The organism is Pantoea deleyi (assembly GCF_022647325.1).
GTDB lineage: Bacteria > Pseudomonadota > Gammaproteobacteria > Enterobacterales > Enterobacteriaceae > Pantoea > Pantoea deleyi.
Genome location: NZ_CP071405.1, coordinates 3,675,723 through 3,691,272, shown reverse-complemented (window position 1 = coordinate 3,691,272; position 15,550 = coordinate 3,675,723). Strand labels below are relative to the sequence as shown.

The 15,550-nt window shown below is 57.3% G+C and carries 14 protein-coding genes; 8 read left to right on the top strand and 6 right to left on the bottom strand.

Annotated features, from left to right (window positions below; genetic code table 11):
• Window positions 1-30 precede the first annotated feature (30 nt).
• On the top strand, window positions 31-468 hold the full coding sequence (gene yjdN / locus J1C59_RS17375) for a VOC family metalloprotein YjdN (protein ID WP_111141869.1): 438 nt from the start codon (window positions 31-33) through the stop codon (window positions 466-468).
• 117 nt (window positions 469-585) lie between these two features.
• On the opposite strand, the gene J1C59_RS17370 is transcribed toward yjdN, so the two are convergent.
• From J1C59_RS17370 to J1C59_RS17360, 3 genes are all read right to left on the bottom strand, one after another.
• Window positions 586-1,452: a nucleoside-specific channel-forming protein Tsx gene (locus tag J1C59_RS17370; RefSeq protein ID WP_128085715.1), complete on the bottom strand. Its 867-nt coding sequence runs from the start codon at window positions 1,450-1,452 to the stop codon at window positions 586-588.
• Between the two features lie 275 nt (window positions 1,453-1,727).
• Window positions 1,728-3,083: a sensor histidine kinase gene (locus J1C59_RS17365; protein WP_128085714.1), complete on the bottom strand. Its 1,356-nt coding sequence runs from the start codon at window positions 3,081-3,083 to the stop codon at window positions 1,728-1,730.
• A complete protein-coding gene (locus J1C59_RS17360; RefSeq protein ID WP_111141873.1) occupies window positions 3,080-3,739 on the bottom strand; it encodes a response regulator in 660 nt (219 codons plus the stop codon). Before J1C59_RS17360 ends, J1C59_RS17365 begins: the two co-directional genes overlap by 4 nt.
• Before the next feature lie 678 nt (window positions 3,740-4,417).
• Between J1C59_RS17360 and J1C59_RS17355 the strand changes: the two genes are divergently transcribed.
• The 5 genes from J1C59_RS17355 (at window position 4,418) to J1C59_RS17335 (ending at window position 8,129) form a co-directional block, all read left to right on the top strand.
• Complete coding sequence (locus J1C59_RS17355; RefSeq protein ID WP_128085713.1) at window positions 4,418-4,759, top strand: hypothetical protein; 342 nt, start codon at window positions 4,418-4,420, stop codon at window positions 4,757-4,759.
• A gap of 35 nt (window positions 4,760-4,794) precedes the next feature.
• Window positions 4,795-5,013, top strand: a complete 219-nt coding sequence (locus tag J1C59_RS17350; protein ID WP_140916817.1) for a hypothetical protein — start codon at window positions 4,795-4,797, stop codon at window positions 5,011-5,013.
• A gap of 373 nt (window positions 5,014-5,386) precedes the next feature.
• Window positions 5,387-5,755, top strand: coding sequence for a helix-turn-helix domain-containing protein (locus J1C59_RS17345; protein WP_003855685.1), 369 nt, complete (start codon window positions 5,387-5,389; stop codon window positions 5,753-5,755).
• Between the two features lie 161 nt (window positions 5,756-5,916).
• Complete coding sequence (locus J1C59_RS17340) at window positions 5,917-6,813, top strand: LysR family transcriptional regulator (protein WP_128085712.1); 897 nt, start codon at window positions 5,917-5,919, stop codon at window positions 6,811-6,813.
• Between the two features lie 110 nt (window positions 6,814-6,923).
• Window positions 6,924-8,129 carry an MFS transporter gene (locus J1C59_RS17335; protein ID WP_128085711.1) on the top strand — a complete coding sequence of 402 codons (1,206 nt, stop codon included), beginning with the start codon at window positions 6,924-6,926 and terminating at the stop codon, window positions 8,127-8,129.
• Between the two features lie 55 nt (window positions 8,130-8,184).
• Here the strand turns inward: J1C59_RS17335 and J1C59_RS17330 are convergent, their stop codons facing one another.
• Together J1C59_RS17330 and J1C59_RS17325 are read right to left on the bottom strand one after the other, a co-directional pair.
• On the bottom strand, window positions 8,185-10,575 hold the full coding sequence (locus J1C59_RS17330) for a glucose/quinate/shikimate family membrane-bound PQQ-dependent dehydrogenase (protein WP_140916816.1): 2,391 nt from the start codon (window positions 10,573-10,575) through the stop codon (window positions 8,185-8,187).
• Window positions 10,576-10,851: 276 nt separating this feature from the next.
• Window positions 10,852-11,451 carry a hypothetical protein gene (locus J1C59_RS17325; protein WP_128085710.1) on the bottom strand — a complete coding sequence of 200 codons (600 nt, stop codon included), beginning with the start codon at window positions 11,449-11,451 and terminating at the stop codon, window positions 10,852-10,854.
• A gap of 369 nt (window positions 11,452-11,820) precedes the next feature.
• On the opposite strand from J1C59_RS17325, the gene J1C59_RS17320 reads away from it, so the two are divergent.
• Window positions 11,821-13,062, top strand: coding sequence for an MFS transporter (locus J1C59_RS17320; RefSeq protein WP_140916815.1), 1,242 nt, complete (start codon window positions 11,821-11,823; stop codon window positions 13,060-13,062).
• Between the two features lie 158 nt (window positions 13,063-13,220).
• On the opposite strand, the gene J1C59_RS17315 is transcribed toward J1C59_RS17320, so the two are convergent.
• Window positions 13,221-14,378, bottom strand: a complete 1,158-nt coding sequence (locus J1C59_RS17315) for a Gfo/Idh/MocA family protein (protein WP_140916814.1) — start codon at window positions 14,376-14,378, stop codon at window positions 13,221-13,223.
• Window positions 14,379-14,648: 270 nt separating this feature from the next.
• Here J1C59_RS17315 and J1C59_RS17310 point away from each other — a divergent pair, with 270 nt between their 5' ends.
• Complete coding sequence (locus J1C59_RS17310) at window positions 14,649-15,533, top strand: glucosamine kinase nucleotide-binding domain-containing protein (protein ID WP_140916813.1); 885 nt, start codon at window positions 14,649-14,651, stop codon at window positions 15,531-15,533.
• The last annotated feature ends 17 nt before the right edge of the window (window positions 15,534-15,550 follow it).

Genomic DNA, 15,550 nt, shown 5'->3' with positions numbered 1-15,550 from the left:
TAAAAATCCAACCGATAAATAGAGGTGAAGATGCAAGTCAGTCCTTATCTGTTTCTCTATGGCCGTTGCGAAGAGGCTATCGACTTTTACCTGCAGGCAACCGGGGGTGAGCTGCTCGGCAAAATGACGTTCGGAGATATGCCGGACCAGGGTGAGCAGGTCGGTGACCAGTCTGCCGCGCCACAGCCGCCAGAAAAGATCATGCATGCGCAGCTGCGCATTGGTGATGGTGAGCTGATGCTGAGCGATGGCGACACCGCGAAGCCACCCGCGTCTGAGCATGCCGGTTATGCGGTCAGCCTTTCCACCGATGATGTCGAAGAGGGTAAAGCCTGGTTTGAAAAACTGTCAGCAGGCGGCAAAGTAACGACGCCGTGGCAGGAGACCTTCTGGTCAGACGGCTTCGCCATGTTTATCGACAAGTTCAACATTCCATGGCGTATCAACGTCGAGAAGTCGCAGGACTGATTGCCGTGAACGGGTCGCGCTAACGGCAAGGCCTGAAAACCGGCACGCTGACCGGGAAGCTCAATTCCCGGCCAGCGTGCCGGTATATCGGACGGCACGCTGCGCCGCCCGCCCTCATCAGAAGTTGTAACCCGCCACCAGGTAGTAACCCCAGCCGGTTGATTTCACTTCAAATGGCCCTCTGCCGAAGTTCAGCTCCTGACCATCTGCCCACTGGCCGCCGTTGTGGAAATAACGTGCCACCGCAGAGATATGCCAGTGATCGTAACCCAGTGACAGAATGTGGCTGGAGGCGATGGAGTTGCTGGTGCGTGATGGGCCTGCTTTATCGCGGAGATCGGAACCCCAGTCGAAGTTGGTGAAGCCGACATAGCCCAGGTTACCGCCCCACAGCGTGGTGATTGGCACGAAGTATTTCACCTTGAAGCGATAGCCATCCCAGCTGTTTTCGTTCGCCGCACCGTAGTTTTCCCACTGGTATTTAGCGTAAACGTTCAGCGACAGGCCAACATCGCTGTGCGTATCAATATCGGTGCCCAGGCCCATGTACCAGGTATTCTGCCGATTATCGCTGTTGCGGCCCATGTCGTAGATGTAGTTGTTCGCGAAGTACCACTCTTTGAACGGGCCAAAGGCCAGGCTGGTGCCGGTCAGCTTATCGATAGAGAAGCGCGGTTCGATTTCCATGAACATCGGTGAACCGTGGTCGAACACGCCGTTGGCGTTGCTGTTGCCCACGCCAAAGAAGTTAGGCACGTCGAGGTAGCCGTAAAAATCGAACCACTCTTTCTTCGCAAACGCTTCATATTCCAGATAAACGTCGTTATTGAACTGCGGTCCGAAGCGGGTGTGGTAACTGCCTACCACGTTAACGCTCTGATGCCACCAGTCTGAAACATACTGCGGATCGCTTTCAGCGGCCTGCGCAGCACCGGTCAGTGAACATGCCAGCGCGGCACCTGCTATCAACGTTTTAAATTTCATTATCATCAGCCACATGCTTTTGACCGCCGCCCAGCAGAGGCAGTCAGAGAGATATCGGTCCCCTGGAGGGGAATAAGAGGTTCAGCAAAAACAGCCGTTTTCAGCCCGCGTAGCGTGCCTGTAACAGTTCGATAGAAAATAGATTTTGCTCACGTTTGTCAAAAAGTGTTGCATTACAATTCAGCTAAATTGTGATGTGCTTCACAATAATGACCAGGATCGAACGGAACCAGGCAACCGTTTACGTTGTCTGGTTCGTGATCAAACGGGCGGGATCAGGGAAGGGTGACACGAACCTGCAATCCACAAACGGTACCCTGTGGCGACAGGCAGTTGGAAAGGGCGACCTGCATCTGATACTTCTGCGCGACGTTGCGCACGATCGATAATCCCAGCCCGCTGCCCTGCGCTTTGACGTCAGGCGAACGGGTAAAACGATCGAATGCGCGATCGATGAAAGCGTCCGGCATCCCCGTGCCGTTATCGACGATATCGACCACCGTTCTGCCCGCGACCCGATGCAGCAGAACATCCACCAGGCTGCCTTCCGGGGTGTGCAGCATGGCGTTACCGATCAGGTTGTCGAACAGGCTGCGCAGTTCGGAGCGGCTGGCCTGCAGGCGGTACTGCGTGGAGCCGTTAAAGCCGATATCAATGCCGCGTTTATCCGCCACCACCATCAGCTGCTCAATGCTCTCCTTCAGCAGATCTTCCAGTTCGATATGTTCCACGCTGGCGACCACGCTCTGGTCATCCTGACGGGAGACGTTAAGCAGCTGCGTAACCAGATGACGGGTGCGCGTCACGCCAGCTTCCAGCTGGCTGAACTGCCGGCTCGCTTCACCGGGCTGAATATGCTGGCGCAGGTTTTCCAGCTGCAGCGTCACGGCGGTCACCGGTGTGCGCAGCTCATGGGCGGCATCCTCCAGGAACTGGCGCTGGGACGACCAGGCGTCGCGCAGCTTGCTCAGCAGCGAGTTATAGGCTGCCACCAGCGGCAGGATCTCATCCGGTAAGCCTTCCGGTGAGACGATATGCGGATGATGGGTCTCCTGCGCCGCGATCTGCCGCGACGCCACCTGCAGATCCCGCGTGATCTTCCGGACCACCAGCCAGATCACCAGCAGCGAAAGCGGCATCATCAGGATCATCGGCACGATCGCCGACAGCGCGCGCTTGACCATTGAGGCCTTCATGTAGCTGAGGTTGTGCATGACCTGTATGGTCCTGATCTCACTGCCTGGCATGCCCGGCCGGGTGTAGATACGCCACTCGCAGTCGCCGCAGTGGCCCACATAGACATCACGATAGCCGCGCTGATTCTGCAGCGGCGCCGCCAGTTCCGGCCAGGAGCTGGCCCGCAGCTGGCCTTTTTCGTCCCACAGCTGCACCACGAAGGCGCTTTTCGCCTTATCGGGCGCGATAAGCATCGGCATCAGGGCGGGCATCTGTTTATTGGTGGACCAGGCATCGGCGATTTTCGCCAGCTGATCATCCTTCATGGTGCCAACCATATCGCCGTAGCAGCTGAAGAAATACCAGGTCACGCCGCCGATCATCAGCAGATGAATTATCAGCAGCGTAGAGAGTAATTTGTTGCGCAGTGAGCGCATAAACGCGAAGGGTTTCATATTGCCGGCACCCGCCAGCCCAGTCCGCGCACATTGCGGATCACATCGTTATCGAGCTTGCGCCGCATGCCGTGGATCAGCACATCCACGGCGTTGCTGCTGACCTCATCACCCCAGCCGTAGATGCGGTTTTCCAGCTGCTCTCGCGACAGAATCGCGCCCGGCCGTTCCAGCAGCGCGTAGAGCAGGGCATATTCCCGTGCGGTAAGCTGTTCGCGCTGGCCTTTGTAGAGCACTTCGCGGGTCATCATATCGAGCTGGACATCGCCGCTGCCCAGCACCGAGTCCGCTGCGCCGTGGCTGCGTCGGGTGATGGCGCGCATCCGGGCCATTACTTCCTGTAAATCGAAGGGTTTGAGCAGGTAGTCGTCAGCGCCGCTGTCGAGCCCCTGTATCCGCTGCGCCACCGTGTCGCGTGCGGTCAGGATCAGCACCGGCGTGGCATCGCCGCGCCCGCGCGCCCGGCGCAGCACCTGCAAACCATCATCGCGGGGTAAGCCCAGATCCAGCAGCACACAGCTGTAGCCGCCTTCGCTCCACGCATTCTGGGCATAGACGCCATCGCGCACCCAGTCCACCGACCAGCCCGCGCCCTCCAGCGCCTGCTGAAGGTTTGCGCCGATCATTTCATCATCTTCAACCAGTAATACGCGCATGGCTGATCTCCTCTGCAAAGATGGAAGAGAGTGTACTCATCAATTGTTAGGTCAGAATTATCCGCCGTTTTCCTCTGCGCTGCCGCGACACTGGCTGCATTTGCTGACCGCAGGCACTGACGGAGACCGTGCAGATTTGCCGCCCGGCTTGAGCCGAAACGGTTCTGGCAGATCGCCGCCGTTAGCTTTACGGTGCCGCGATTTATCTGCACTCTTCCCACATTTTCCACATTTAATGAGGGGCAGACCACTGGCGGGCTGATAAAGATTTTGATGGTTAAGAGCCGAAGCAAACACGGCGCTGATTCTGCATTAATGTTACCCATCTTTATCTGCGTTATCAGCACCAGAGGAACCTTTAACCTGATAGGGTCCCCGGAACAGGCTGATTTAATCGGATGCGGGGAGATGTTAAAAGTAATTAATAAAAATTAACTCTGCAGAAAAAGTGTGCATTGCGTCACATAATTACGTCAATGCCAAACGTTACCGAAATGCGAAAGAGAGAAGAGAAGTACGTAAAGGACGCTCTTTTTCGTCAATCTGACTGATATTCATCACTTTTCTCTAAATTTTAATGGCGATATATCTTTTTGAAAAGAGGCGGTCGGATTGATATAAACGAACTCATCACTGGGTGTACTGATAGTAAAAGGATTCAATAGAGGGAATTTACAGATGAAATTATTAAGTCAGCGTCAGTTAATTTTAGTACCGGGTGCCAGCGGTGCCTATGATCCCGCCTATGCTGGTGCCTCTTCTCATGTCAGTCAGCACGGTCATCATTCAGGTCGTTCCGGTAACCCTTTTGGACCCAGTAATGGCGTCATTCAGGTGGTCGCGGCTCACCCTGAGATTGCGGGCTGCCTCAACGGAATCCTGGGCGGGATGGTTGGCGGTTCGTTCGGCGGCCCTGGCGCAGCGGTAGCAGGCGCCATTGGGGGCGGTATTGGTTCATGTTTTAATAATTCGGGAAACAGTCATGCCGGAAACAATTTTGGTGGTCAGTGTACCTGGTAAAGCAGGCCATGCCGGTCACCCGCGCTGAGGTCCTTATGCAAAAAATAGTCAGAGCGATATTAATTCTTATCAGCACATTAGTCGGCGCAGCGTTTTTAAATGGTGCCGGTGTTTCCTATGAGAACTGGTATGCGATGCCGGTCAACATATCAAAAATGGTGGTGACAATCGCAACGCTGGCGGCGTTTGTCAAAATCGCTATTTTTTTATCCTCAAAGCTTTGTAAAAAACCGAAAAGCTGCAAGGAAGTTTAAACAATATTCATTGCGTCCGGGGCCACTGGCCCCTTCCTGTGCGTTTGCAACGACGCTAAACCGATAATAAATATCACCCGGAAGATAAGACAGTAATGTTAATAGGGGTGATAGCAGCAAGCTGTTATGCAATATTTTTCTTAAACATAACATCCGCAGGTGCCCTTCGCCCCGGAAATAAAAAAAACCGCTCTCCACGCGCGAATACTCTTTATTTTCATCTGTCTCTGTCCGCCTCTCCCGCCTGCCATCCGTTCCCCGCCTGCCTCCCGTTTCCGCCGTTGCTAATTCTGCGCTAATTTTCTGCTAATTAAGGGATAAATTTTAGCGGGTAGAGTGGTTCCACTGCACATCAGCATCAACGGGAGGAACCATGAATCAGCGCGAGTTTATTCGGAGTCTGCTGGACTGGATTGAGAACAACTTAGGACACGATCTGCATCTGGATGAGGTGGCGCGCCGCTCAGGCTATTCGCGCTGGCATCTGCAACGCCTGTTTCGCCAGCATACCGGCTTTTCACTGGCAGAATATATCCGTCAGCGCCGCCTGACCGAGTCCGCGCTGACGCTGCTCAGCAGCAACGAAGCGATACTGCAGGTGGCGATGAACTACGGCTTTGACACTCAGCAGGCCTACACCCGCACCTTTAAAAACTACTTTATGATGACGCCGGGCCAGTTGCGCCGTCAGCGTCGGGTTGAGCCTGACCGGCTGCTGTTCCCCCTGGCGATGGCCAGTTGAGGTCCCTCAGACCTTCCCGTCACCCTCTGCAGACGGGAAGGTCGGCCCGCTTTCTCCGCGCCTTGCTCCGCCTCTCGCCTTTTTTACCCTTCAGCCGCCGTGCCACCATCCGGACGTGTTAGCGTATTGCCAGCATCTCTTTCCGATCGGAGTCAGGAAACATGGAAAACGGCGCGAATTTAACCGCCATGCTGGTCTTTGCGCGTGTTGTGGAATTACAGAGTTTCAGTGAGGCGGCCCGCGCGCTGGGCTGGTCCAAATCCCATGTCAGCCGCGAGATAGCCCGACTGGAGCTGCGGCTCGGTATCCGGCTGCTGCAGCGCACTACCCGACGGCTGGCGCTGACCGAGCTGGGTCAGGCGTACTATCCCTACTGTGTACGGATGCTGGCCGAAGTTCAGCGCGCCGAAACTTTTGTACAGCAGTTGCATCAGCAGCCTGCGGGTCATCTCCGGCTGCAGGCACCCGTAACCTTCGGCTGCCAGTGCGTGGTTCCGGTGCTGAATCGCTTTCTGCGCCGCCATCTGCATATCAACGTCGATCTCGATCTGACCGATCGCAATCACGATCGGCTCGACGATCAGACCGATCTGGCGATTGTGATCCGATCCCGATCGCCGCAGCAGGGCCATTTCCGGGTGCTGAGTGAGATCGAGTGGGGGCTCTATGCCGCGCCCGCTTATCTGTCGCAGCGTCCCGCCATCACGCATCCGGAGATGCTGCCGCGCCACGACCTGCTGCTGTTTCATGGCCCGGCGCACACCGCGGCGTTGCCGTTTCGCCGCGATAAGCAGCGGCTGGCGCTGGATGTGCGCAGCCGGTTTCGCGCTAACAACAGCATGGCGCTGCTGAATGCGGCGCTGGCGGGCAGCGGCATCGCCTATCTGCCGTCATACATGGCGCAGGAGGCGGTCGCGCGCGGCGAGATCCAGCAACTGCTGCCGGAGTGGCAGATGGACCGGCTGCAGAGCTATCTGTTGCTGCACGATGCCTGTGAACTGGCATCGCCGGTCACGCTGCTCTGCGATGCCCTGGTTGCGGCGCTGAATCCGCGCTGATTGTTGCCTGCTGACAACAATCAGCGCCACAGAGTAACTATCGCGCCAGGACTGTTGTTATCCGTTGCGCCTGGTTAGCCTGTCTCCCTGATCATTCAACGGACATTACCATGCAACAGTCACCTGAAGCGGCAGAGTTTCAGCACTGGAGACGCAACCTCGCGGTCTGCGTCGTCGGCTCGTTTACCACCATCGTGGCGATGACGCTGCTGCTGCCGTTTCTGCCGCTCTATGTGCAGCAACTGGGCGTGGAGCAGCCTGCCGCTATCGCCCGCTGGTCTGGTCTCGCCTATGGCGCGACGTTTTTCAGCGCGGCCCTGACCGCGCCGCTGTGGGGCAGGCTGGCCGATCGTTATGGCCGTAAGCTGATGCTGATCCGGGCGAGCCTCGGGATGGCGATTGCCATGTCGCTGACAGGTATGGCGACGGCACCGTGGCAGCTGGTGGCGCTGCGCCTGCTGGCAGGGTTACTGGGCGGCTACGCGTCGGGATCGACCATTCTGGTGGCGGCCCGGACGCCAAAAGCACACACCGGCTGGGCGCTGGGGATACTTGCGTCCGGCATCATGGCCGGTAACGTGGTCGGGCCGCTGCTGGGCGGCCTGTTGCCGCCGTTGATCGGTATCCGTCAGACGTTCTGGCTGACCGGCGCGGTAATCTTTCTGGCCTTTCTCGCCACCACCTTTTTACTTAAAGAGCAGCCACGGTCTGCTGCGGCTGCGCGCGCCGGTCAGCCAGCTTCGTCTGATGAGCAGCCGGTAAATCGTCGTCTGGTCCGGCTGATGTGGCTCTCCGGCATGTTGCTGATCTTCGCCAGCATGTCGATAGAGCCGATCATTACGCTCTACGTGGGTGAATTTGTGCAGGGTGATCATCAGATCACGCTGACCGCCGGACTGGTGATGTCCGCTGCGGCGCTGGGTACGGTGCTGGCGGCTCACCGGCTGGGAAGGCTGGCCGATCGCGTGGGCCACTGGCGGGTACTGACCGGCGGACTGGTGGTGAGCGGAGTGCTGCTGATCCCGCAGGCGTTTATTACCGCGGCCTGGCAACTGGTGCTGCTGCGTTTTCTGATGGGAATGGCGCTGGGCGGCCTGATGCCCTGCATCACGGCGATCATTCGTCACAACGTGCCGGGTTCGCAGGTCGGACGAATGCTGGGCTATTCGACATCGGCGCAGTATATCGGTCAGGTCAGCGGTCCGCTGTTCGGCGGGCTGGTGGGCGGGGCATTCGGGATGCGGCCAGTGTTTCTGGCCACCTGCGTGGTGATGCTGTTCTGTGGCTGGCTCAACTGGCGCGCAATGCGTCGCTAGCGCGATCAAAAAAGGCGGACCGGAGTCCGCCTGAATTTATTCACCGTCTGGTGAGTTACTTCTGGTCTGGCAGCGCGTAGGCAATCACATAGTCGCCCAGCTTGGTCCCGAACGAACCGTGACCGCCTGCCGCGATGACAACGTACTGCTTGCCATTCGCTTCATAGGTCATTGGTGTCGCCTGGCCGCCTGCTGGCAGACGTGCCTGCCATAACAGTTCGCCGGTATCGGTGCTGAACGCACGCAGGTAGTTATCCGCGGTGGCACCGATGAAGAAGACCTTACCTGCGGTGGTGATAGGACCACCCAGCATTGGCATCCCCATTTTGAACGGCAGCGGAACCGGTGCGCTGTCGCGAACGGTACCGATACGCTGTTTCCACACCACGTCGTTGGTCTTCAGATCCACCGCAGAGATGTAACCCCACGAAGGCTGTTTACACGGCAGACCAAACGGAGACAGGAACGGATTCAGCTCGACGCCATAAGGCACGCCATACTGCGGCTGAATACCGGTTTCGGTGCCTGAACCGCCTTCCGCGCCTTTCGGCGGCTCAATCGGGTTGCCCGGACCGCGTGGAACCAGTTTAGAGACAAACGGCAGCGCCATCGGGTTAGCAATCGCGATCTGACGGTTAGGATCGACAGCGATGCCGCCCCATTCGAACATACCGAGGTTACCCGGGAAGACCAGGGTGCCCTGCTCAGATGGCGGGGTGAACGGACCTTCATAGCGCAGGCGCTTAAAGATCACGCGGCACACCAACTGGTCAAACATCGTCGCGCCCCACATGTCCTTATCCGTCAGATTCTGTTTCGGACGGAAGGTCAGCTCAGAGTAGGGCTGAGTGGCGGCAACGTGATCGCCTTTCGCCGCACCCTGTGGCACTGGCGTTTCTGGCGCAGGAACAACAGGCTTACCGGTACGACGGTCCAGTACAAAGATGTTACCGGTTTTCGCAGGGGCATAAACCACCGGCACGGTATTGCCCTCTTTGTCTGTGATATCGGCCAGCGTCGGCTGCGACGGCAGGTCCATATCCCACAGGTCGTGATGGACGGTCTGATAAGACCAGACCAGCTTACCGGTGGTAGCGTTCAGTGCCAGCACGCTGCTCGCATAACGCTCCTGCTCTGGTGTACGGTTACCGCCCCAGATATCTGGCGTGGTCACGCCCATTGGCAGGTAAACGGTATCCAGTTTTGGATCGTACACCGCCGGTGCCCATGAGTTCGGAGAGTTCATGGTGAAGGTGTGTTCATCCGCCGGAATCGCGTTAGGATCTTTCGCGCCGGGATCGAATACCCACAGCAGTTTACCGGTGTTTACGTCAAAGCCACGGATAACGCCTGACGGCTCGCGGGTTGAGTAGTTATCGGTAACGGCACCCGCCATCACAATTGTGGTGTTGGTGATCACTGGCGGTGAGGTCGGCTCATACATACCTGCGGTGGTCACAGGCTGTTTGTGCTGCAGATCCAGCTCGCCATTGATACCGAATGCCGGGCAGCGTTCGCCGGTTTCAGCGTCCAGCGCAAACAGACGACCATCGTTGACAGGCAGGTAGATGCGGCGTGAGCAGAGCGCAGGCTGGCTGTTTGCAGCATCAGCGGCAGCCGGCACTTCGTGATAAGAGACACCACGGCAGGTCACGTGCTGGAAGGTAGGGTTCACCTTCATGCCCGGATCAAACTTCCACTTCTGCTTACCGGTCGCCGCGTCCAGTGCGAACAGGATCTGGTGTGGCGAGCAGAGGTAGAGCGTGTCGCGGATTTTAATCGGCGTGACTTCGTCGGTGATTTCACCCGGATCGTTAGGGGTTTTCATGTCGCCGGTCTGGAACTGCCAGGCAACCTGCAACTCTTTCACGTTCTCGTGGTTAATCTGCTTCAGCGGAGAGAAACGGGTTCCCTGCTGGTCGCGCGCGTAAGCGGGCCAGTCAGCATCCGGGATGGTGCTCAGTGGCGTCGCCTGCGGGGCGTTGTCGGCCGTTTCCGGTACTGAACCGTTGATGACCTGCGGATCGTTGAAGACGGCATAGGCCAGAACGATGGCGCTGGCAAGCAGCGCTACGGCCATGGTGCCCAGCGCGGCCTTGCTGCCTGCGTTGAAGCTGCGATAAACAAACGGCAGGATCAGCCAGACACCGAAGATCACCAGCACATCGGTGCGCGGTGCCAGTGCCCAGAAGTCAGTTCCCACTTCCCAGACACCCCAGATCAGGGTACCGATCAGCAGCAGCGCATAGAGAACCAGCGCGGTGCTTTTACGACGGGAAAGCAGGTAAGCGGTGATAAGCATAACCACACCGCCGAAAACGTAATACCAGGAACCACCAATGGCGGCTAACCAGCCACCGCCAATCAGCATAAACGCGCCCGTCAGCACTGCGAACAGTACGGTCAGGAAACGAACTACGCCAAAAGATGAGGAGTTTTTCCCCATAATATCGACCTCGTTTTGTTGCCATAAAACACACGAAAACAACCAGATAGGCTGTTTCCAGTTATCAAGTACAAATGATTAAGGGTGTTCTTGAGTATCTCTTCCGTTAAGACAGCTGATCCCTTTGTGTTAAATGTTATAGCAAAATTAGATCGAGGTTTGATTTTTTTAGCTCAAAGCGCTTAACAAATGGAGTAATACGACATTTTATGAGGGATTAAAGGACGTTAAGCGCACCGCCGTGTGCCCTTAACGCCGGAAGGCAGGATTTGTGAATCAGCTGCTAATAAGATCGCCGTCCGAACGTTGCTGTTGCCAGCCACTGATATTTATCTCAGCAAACTGCTCAGCAGTTAATGGGGGAGTCTGACTCCGCACGATGACCTCTGCCCCTTTATCCCGGAATGTCGCCATAAAAAAGGGAAAGGTAAATTTTTCATAATTGTCTTTAAAGAACGCTTCGGTTAAAACAATCCCTGAAAAAGGAAAGGATTCCAGCAGTCGCCAGTCTGCGCCCGGCGGCGCGAAATCATAAAGCCAGAAATCAAATTTATCAGTTAATTCAAGCAGTGACGCATTGTGCGCGGCCAGGCTGGAATAATTGATGCCGATCCGGACGCGGCCATTCTGTAAATGCGACCAGGCGTCCGGCACCGCGATAATTCCCCGCAGCCGAAGATCTTCGACCGGAATAATCATTAATGATTCTTCAGTAGCAATTTGATTGTGCAGTGAAATAATGTTGTTTGTATTAAGTATATTGCGGCTGTCCTGGTTTTGCTGAAGATAAGGCACGCTATAGCAAATGCCGGTGACATTGCGCTTAACATGGTGGATAGGTTCAGTAACATAAGGGTTATATAAACTGTTTCTCATTATCTCTATGAAATGCAATAAAAAAGGAAGTGTTGATAATCAGGCATATAAAAAGTCGCATTTTTCTAAACGCGTGAATAAATATAGATCAACTCCTTAATCCAAATCACCTCTTTGTTGCGTGAAAAAGTAAATTAATCCATTAATCAGGCGACGATAATTCCTTTGGCATCTGATGATGTGCTGGAATATATTCATGAGTCGGGACCAGTAGGCTGGTAATAATCAGCGGTGGACCGGGCGGTCTGCGTCGGGAGCCAGGCCGTTAGCGGCGCAGCAGGCCGCCGTGCATCTGAAAGTACGACCTCAGTCATCACACCAATAACACCGCGCTATGAGGCGGCTTCCTCACCTGATTTGGGATAAGAGATGAAATTTATGGCATCGGCGACCGAAGAGTCGCTGTGGCGACATCGGACATTCGTCGCTTTCTGGACCGCGCGGACCTGCTCCTCCTTTGGATTCCAGATGTTCTCGGTGGCGATTAGCTGGCAGATCTATGCGCTGACCAACAGCGCGATGGCGCTGGGAATGATTGGTTTGATGCAGTTTCTGCCGTCGGTGTTGCTGGCACTGCCTGCGGGTCACCTGGCGGACCAGTATGACCGGCGGCGCATCGTCCTGCTGGGACAGCTGGTGGAATTTGCTGCGCTGCTGGCATTAGTGGTGCTTACCTTATTCCATCACGCTGACAGGACCACGTTATGGGGACTGGTGTTTATGATTGCGGTGGCGAAGGCGCTGGAGTGGCCTGCGATGTCTTCGATGCTGCCGTCGCTGGTGCCGCCTTCGATTCTGACGCGGGCGATGGCGATGAACTCCGTCGGCGGCCAGGCGGCGGTTATCGTCGGGCCGACGATCGGCGGTCTGCTCTATGTCGCCGGCCCCCAGGTGGTGTATGGGGTTTCCGGGCTGTTTTATCTGATCTCGCTGATTCTGGTGAGCCTGCTGCGTTATACGCGCCCGGCGCAGAGCCGCCTGCCGATGAATATGAAGAACCTGTTCGCCGGAATTCACTTTATCCGCGCGCGCAAGGATGTGCTGGGCGTGATTTCGCTCGATCTGTTTGCGGTGTTGCTGGGTGGCGCGACGGCGCTGCTGCCGATTTTTGCCAAAGATATTCTGCACACCGGCCCCTGGGGGCTGGGGATGTTACGCGGCGCGCCATCGGTGGGCGCGCTGCTGGTCGGCCTCTGGCTGAGCCGCCACAAGCTGGAAAAGCATGTCGGGATGATCATGTTCGGATCGGTGGCGGGGTTTGGCCTTGCCACGCTGGTGTTCGCGCTCTCCACGCAGTTGTGGCTTTCGCTGCTGGCGCTCTGTGCGCTGGGCGGTTTTGATATGGTGAGTATGGTGATCCGGGGCGCACTGGTGCAGCTCGATACGCCGGACACGATGCGCGGGCGGGTGAATGCGGTCAACGCCATCTTTATCAATACGTCGAATCAGCTGGGCGAGTTCGAATCAGGCCTGCTGGCGGCCTGGATGGGCGCGGCCCCGGCGGCGGCACTCGGCGGCATCGGAACACTGATTGTGGTGGCGCTCTGGATGAGGCTGTTCCCGCACCTGCGGCGGCGTCAGAAGCTGGAGAACGAGGCGGGTCCGGTTTAGCAGGGCAGGCGGGCGGATAGTGACCCGATGCAGGCGCAGATGACGGGGCGAACAGCACAAGAGGTAACTGGCCCGGGGGCCAGTTGAGTAGGGGACCAGTCACACTGCCAGTTCATGCCGGGGTCAGAGGGGGAGTCTGACCCGCAGGCGGGAGGCCGTCAGGCCCCGGTTTTTCCCAGGTTGGCGTCAAATGTTAGCCAGCTTTCACGCATGTCCACTACGCTGCGGGTTTTGCGTGCCTCATCGATTTTGATGGCGGTGAGGCCTGCTTCCAGCGCGTCCACCACTGACACTTTCAGCGGTGTTCCCTGTTTAATATGTTTAACAATCTCTGTGGCCATCAGCGCATCCGCGCCGTAATGGCCATCATAGGCGTTGCCGCTGTAGGCGGTATCCACCTCTTTTGCGCCGCTGCGGGCATTGTGTACGCGGAAGTAGTTGCGGACAAAGTCACCCTCCGCCATGCCGTCGGTGCCCATCACGCAAAAACGGCGGAACTCATCCGGCACGTTCAGATTGGCGTGGAAGGCGAGCGTCGCGCCGCCTTCATATTCGATCAGGGCAGTCTGGTAATCCACGATGTCGGCATCGCTGTCGAACACCGCATCGGTACTGGACCAGCCGCTGGGCTTCTCATGATAGATCGCGGAATCAGGCGTCACCGTTCCCTGCGGCGCATGAGCGGGCGTAAAGGATTTGCGGCCACCGAAGCTGGCGACGCGGCTCGGACGCTGCTGCAGCAGGCCCTGATAGAGATCGATATCGTGGCAGCACTTCTCCAGAATATAGGGACCGGCATACTTCTCCAGTCGCCGCCAGTCGCGCTGGAAAAAGGCACCGTGATAAGGCTTGATGTGCTCTGTCGCCTCAATGGAGGTGATCTCGCCCAGCTGCCCGGCGTCGTGCGCCGCCAGCAGATCGTGATAGAGCGGTGAATAGCGCAGCACCAGCCCGACCAGGATGCGTGCTTCGCCATACTCGCGCACCAGCTTCGCCATCGCCATGGTCTGCTCTTCATTGATTACCACCGGCTTTTCGGTAAAGACCGTGTAACCGGCCGCCAGCGCCTGACCCACATGCTCCAGATGCAGAAAGTTGGGTGAACCCACCAGCACCACATCCATTCCACCCTGTTTTAGCAGGGCATCAATGGAGTCAAAGGCCTGACCCGGCGCGATACCAAAACTGTGCAGATTAGGCAGTCCGGCGGGGGCTGGATCGTAATACCCCACCACCGAGAAGGCGTCGTCGGCCTTGCTGAACTCTTTAATCACGTGGGACAGACGAAAGCCGAGACCGATAATGCCTACTTTCATGTTAAACCCCTGCTTCTGAAATCGGATGATGCCTGGCCCGCCATTACGCGGCGTGGCTGTTGATAATCTGACCATCAACTTATTACGACAGAAAAAGTAATGTCAATAACGTGCTGCGCGTTTTGCGAGAGTGTTTTTTGTTATAGTTATGTAAAATAAGGGAAAATTGACAATATCTTTTTGCCATATTTATTTGTGATTGCGATTTAAGTTTTTTTATCCTATCGTTCGCTCATTATGGCTATAACCCCTGCTCAGGGAAGGAATCGCGTGCAACCACACTATCTTCTTGGCATTGATGGCGGCGGTACACAGTGTCGCGCGCGGTTAACCGATCTGCAGGGACGTCTGCTGGCCGAAGCCACGGGCGGCCCTGCCAACGTCTGGTCAGCCTATGATGCGGCGCTGACCAGCGTCGATCAGCTGATCGACCGCGTTTTCTTACAGGCGGGATTAACCCCGGAGGCGCTGGCGCAGACCGCGCTGGTCGCCGGCTTAGCCGGTGCCAACGTCGCTTCGGTGCAGGCACGGCTCGCCAGCTGGCAGCCCGCCTGCGCGGCGTTACAGGTGGTCAGCGATGTGGAGATCGCCTGTGCAGGCGCCCACGCGGGCGCGCCCGGCGCCGTCTTTATCATCGGCACCGGCAGCCAGGGTGCCGCCTGGGATGGCGAACGCTTTACGCTGCTTGGCGGCTGGGGTTTTGCCCTGTCGGATCAGGGATCGGGGGCAGAGCTGGGCCGTCGTGCGCTGCGTCTGGCGCTGCTGGCCCATGAGTCTATTGTTCCGCCCGGCGCGCTGACCCGACAGCTGATGGCGCAGTTTGACGACAGCCCGGAAACCATGCTGCTCTGGACGCGCTCCGCCACGCCTGCGGACTGGGCGCGCGTGGTGCCGCAGATCTTTGCGGCCGCCGATGCGGGCGATCGTCATGCCCGGGATCTGCTGCAGCAGACCGCTGCCGATATCGGCCTGATGGTTCGCCGTCTGACCGCCCTGAGCAGCGGATCGGTGGCACTGATGGGCGGACTCGCCACCCCGATCCAGCCCTGGCTGGATGAGGCCGTTCAGGCCCGGCTGGTGACGCCGCAGGGCGATGCCCTGAGCGGCGCGCTGAACCTGGCCCGGCAGCAGATGCCTGTCCGATTACCGACCTGACGCGGGCTTATCCCTGT

Coding starts and splice junctions, on each gene's coding strand:
- yjdN (WP_111141869.1), top strand. CDS start 31: ATGCAAGTCAGTCCTTATCTGTTTCTCTATGGCCGTTGCGAAGAGGCT.
- J1C59_RS17370 (WP_128085715.1), bottom strand. CDS start 1,452: ATGAAATTTAAAACGTTGATAGCAGGTGCCGCGCTGGCATGTTCACTG.
- J1C59_RS17365 (WP_128085714.1), bottom strand. CDS start 3,083: ATGAAACCCTTCGCGTTTATGCGCTCACTGCGCAACAAATTACTCTCT.
- J1C59_RS17360 (WP_111141873.1), bottom strand. CDS start 3,739: ATGCGCGTATTACTGGTTGAAGATGATGAAATGATCGGCGCAAACCTT.
- J1C59_RS17355 (WP_128085713.1), top strand. CDS start 4,418: ATGAAATTATTAAGTCAGCGTCAGTTAATTTTAGTACCGGGTGCCAGC.
- J1C59_RS17350 (WP_140916817.1), top strand. CDS start 4,795: ATGCAAAAAATAGTCAGAGCGATATTAATTCTTATCAGCACATTAGTC.
- J1C59_RS17345 (WP_003855685.1), top strand. CDS start 5,387: ATGAATCAGCGCGAGTTTATTCGGAGTCTGCTGGACTGGATTGAGAAC.
- J1C59_RS17340 (WP_128085712.1), top strand. CDS start 5,917: ATGGAAAACGGCGCGAATTTAACCGCCATGCTGGTCTTTGCGCGTGTT.
- J1C59_RS17335 (WP_128085711.1), top strand. CDS start 6,924: ATGCAACAGTCACCTGAAGCGGCAGAGTTTCAGCACTGGAGACGCAAC.
- J1C59_RS17330 (WP_140916816.1), bottom strand. CDS start 10,575: ATGGGGAAAAACTCCTCATCTTTTGGCGTAGTTCGTTTCCTGACCGTA.
- J1C59_RS17325 (WP_128085710.1), bottom strand. CDS start 11,451: ATGAGAAACAGTTTATATAACCCTTATGTTACTGAACCTATCCACCAT.
- J1C59_RS17320 (WP_140916815.1), top strand. CDS start 11,821: ATGAAATTTATGGCATCGGCGACCGAAGAGTCGCTGTGGCGACATCGG.
- J1C59_RS17315 (WP_140916814.1), bottom strand. CDS start 14,378: ATGAAAGTAGGCATTATCGGTCTCGGCTTTCGTCTGTCCCACGTGATT.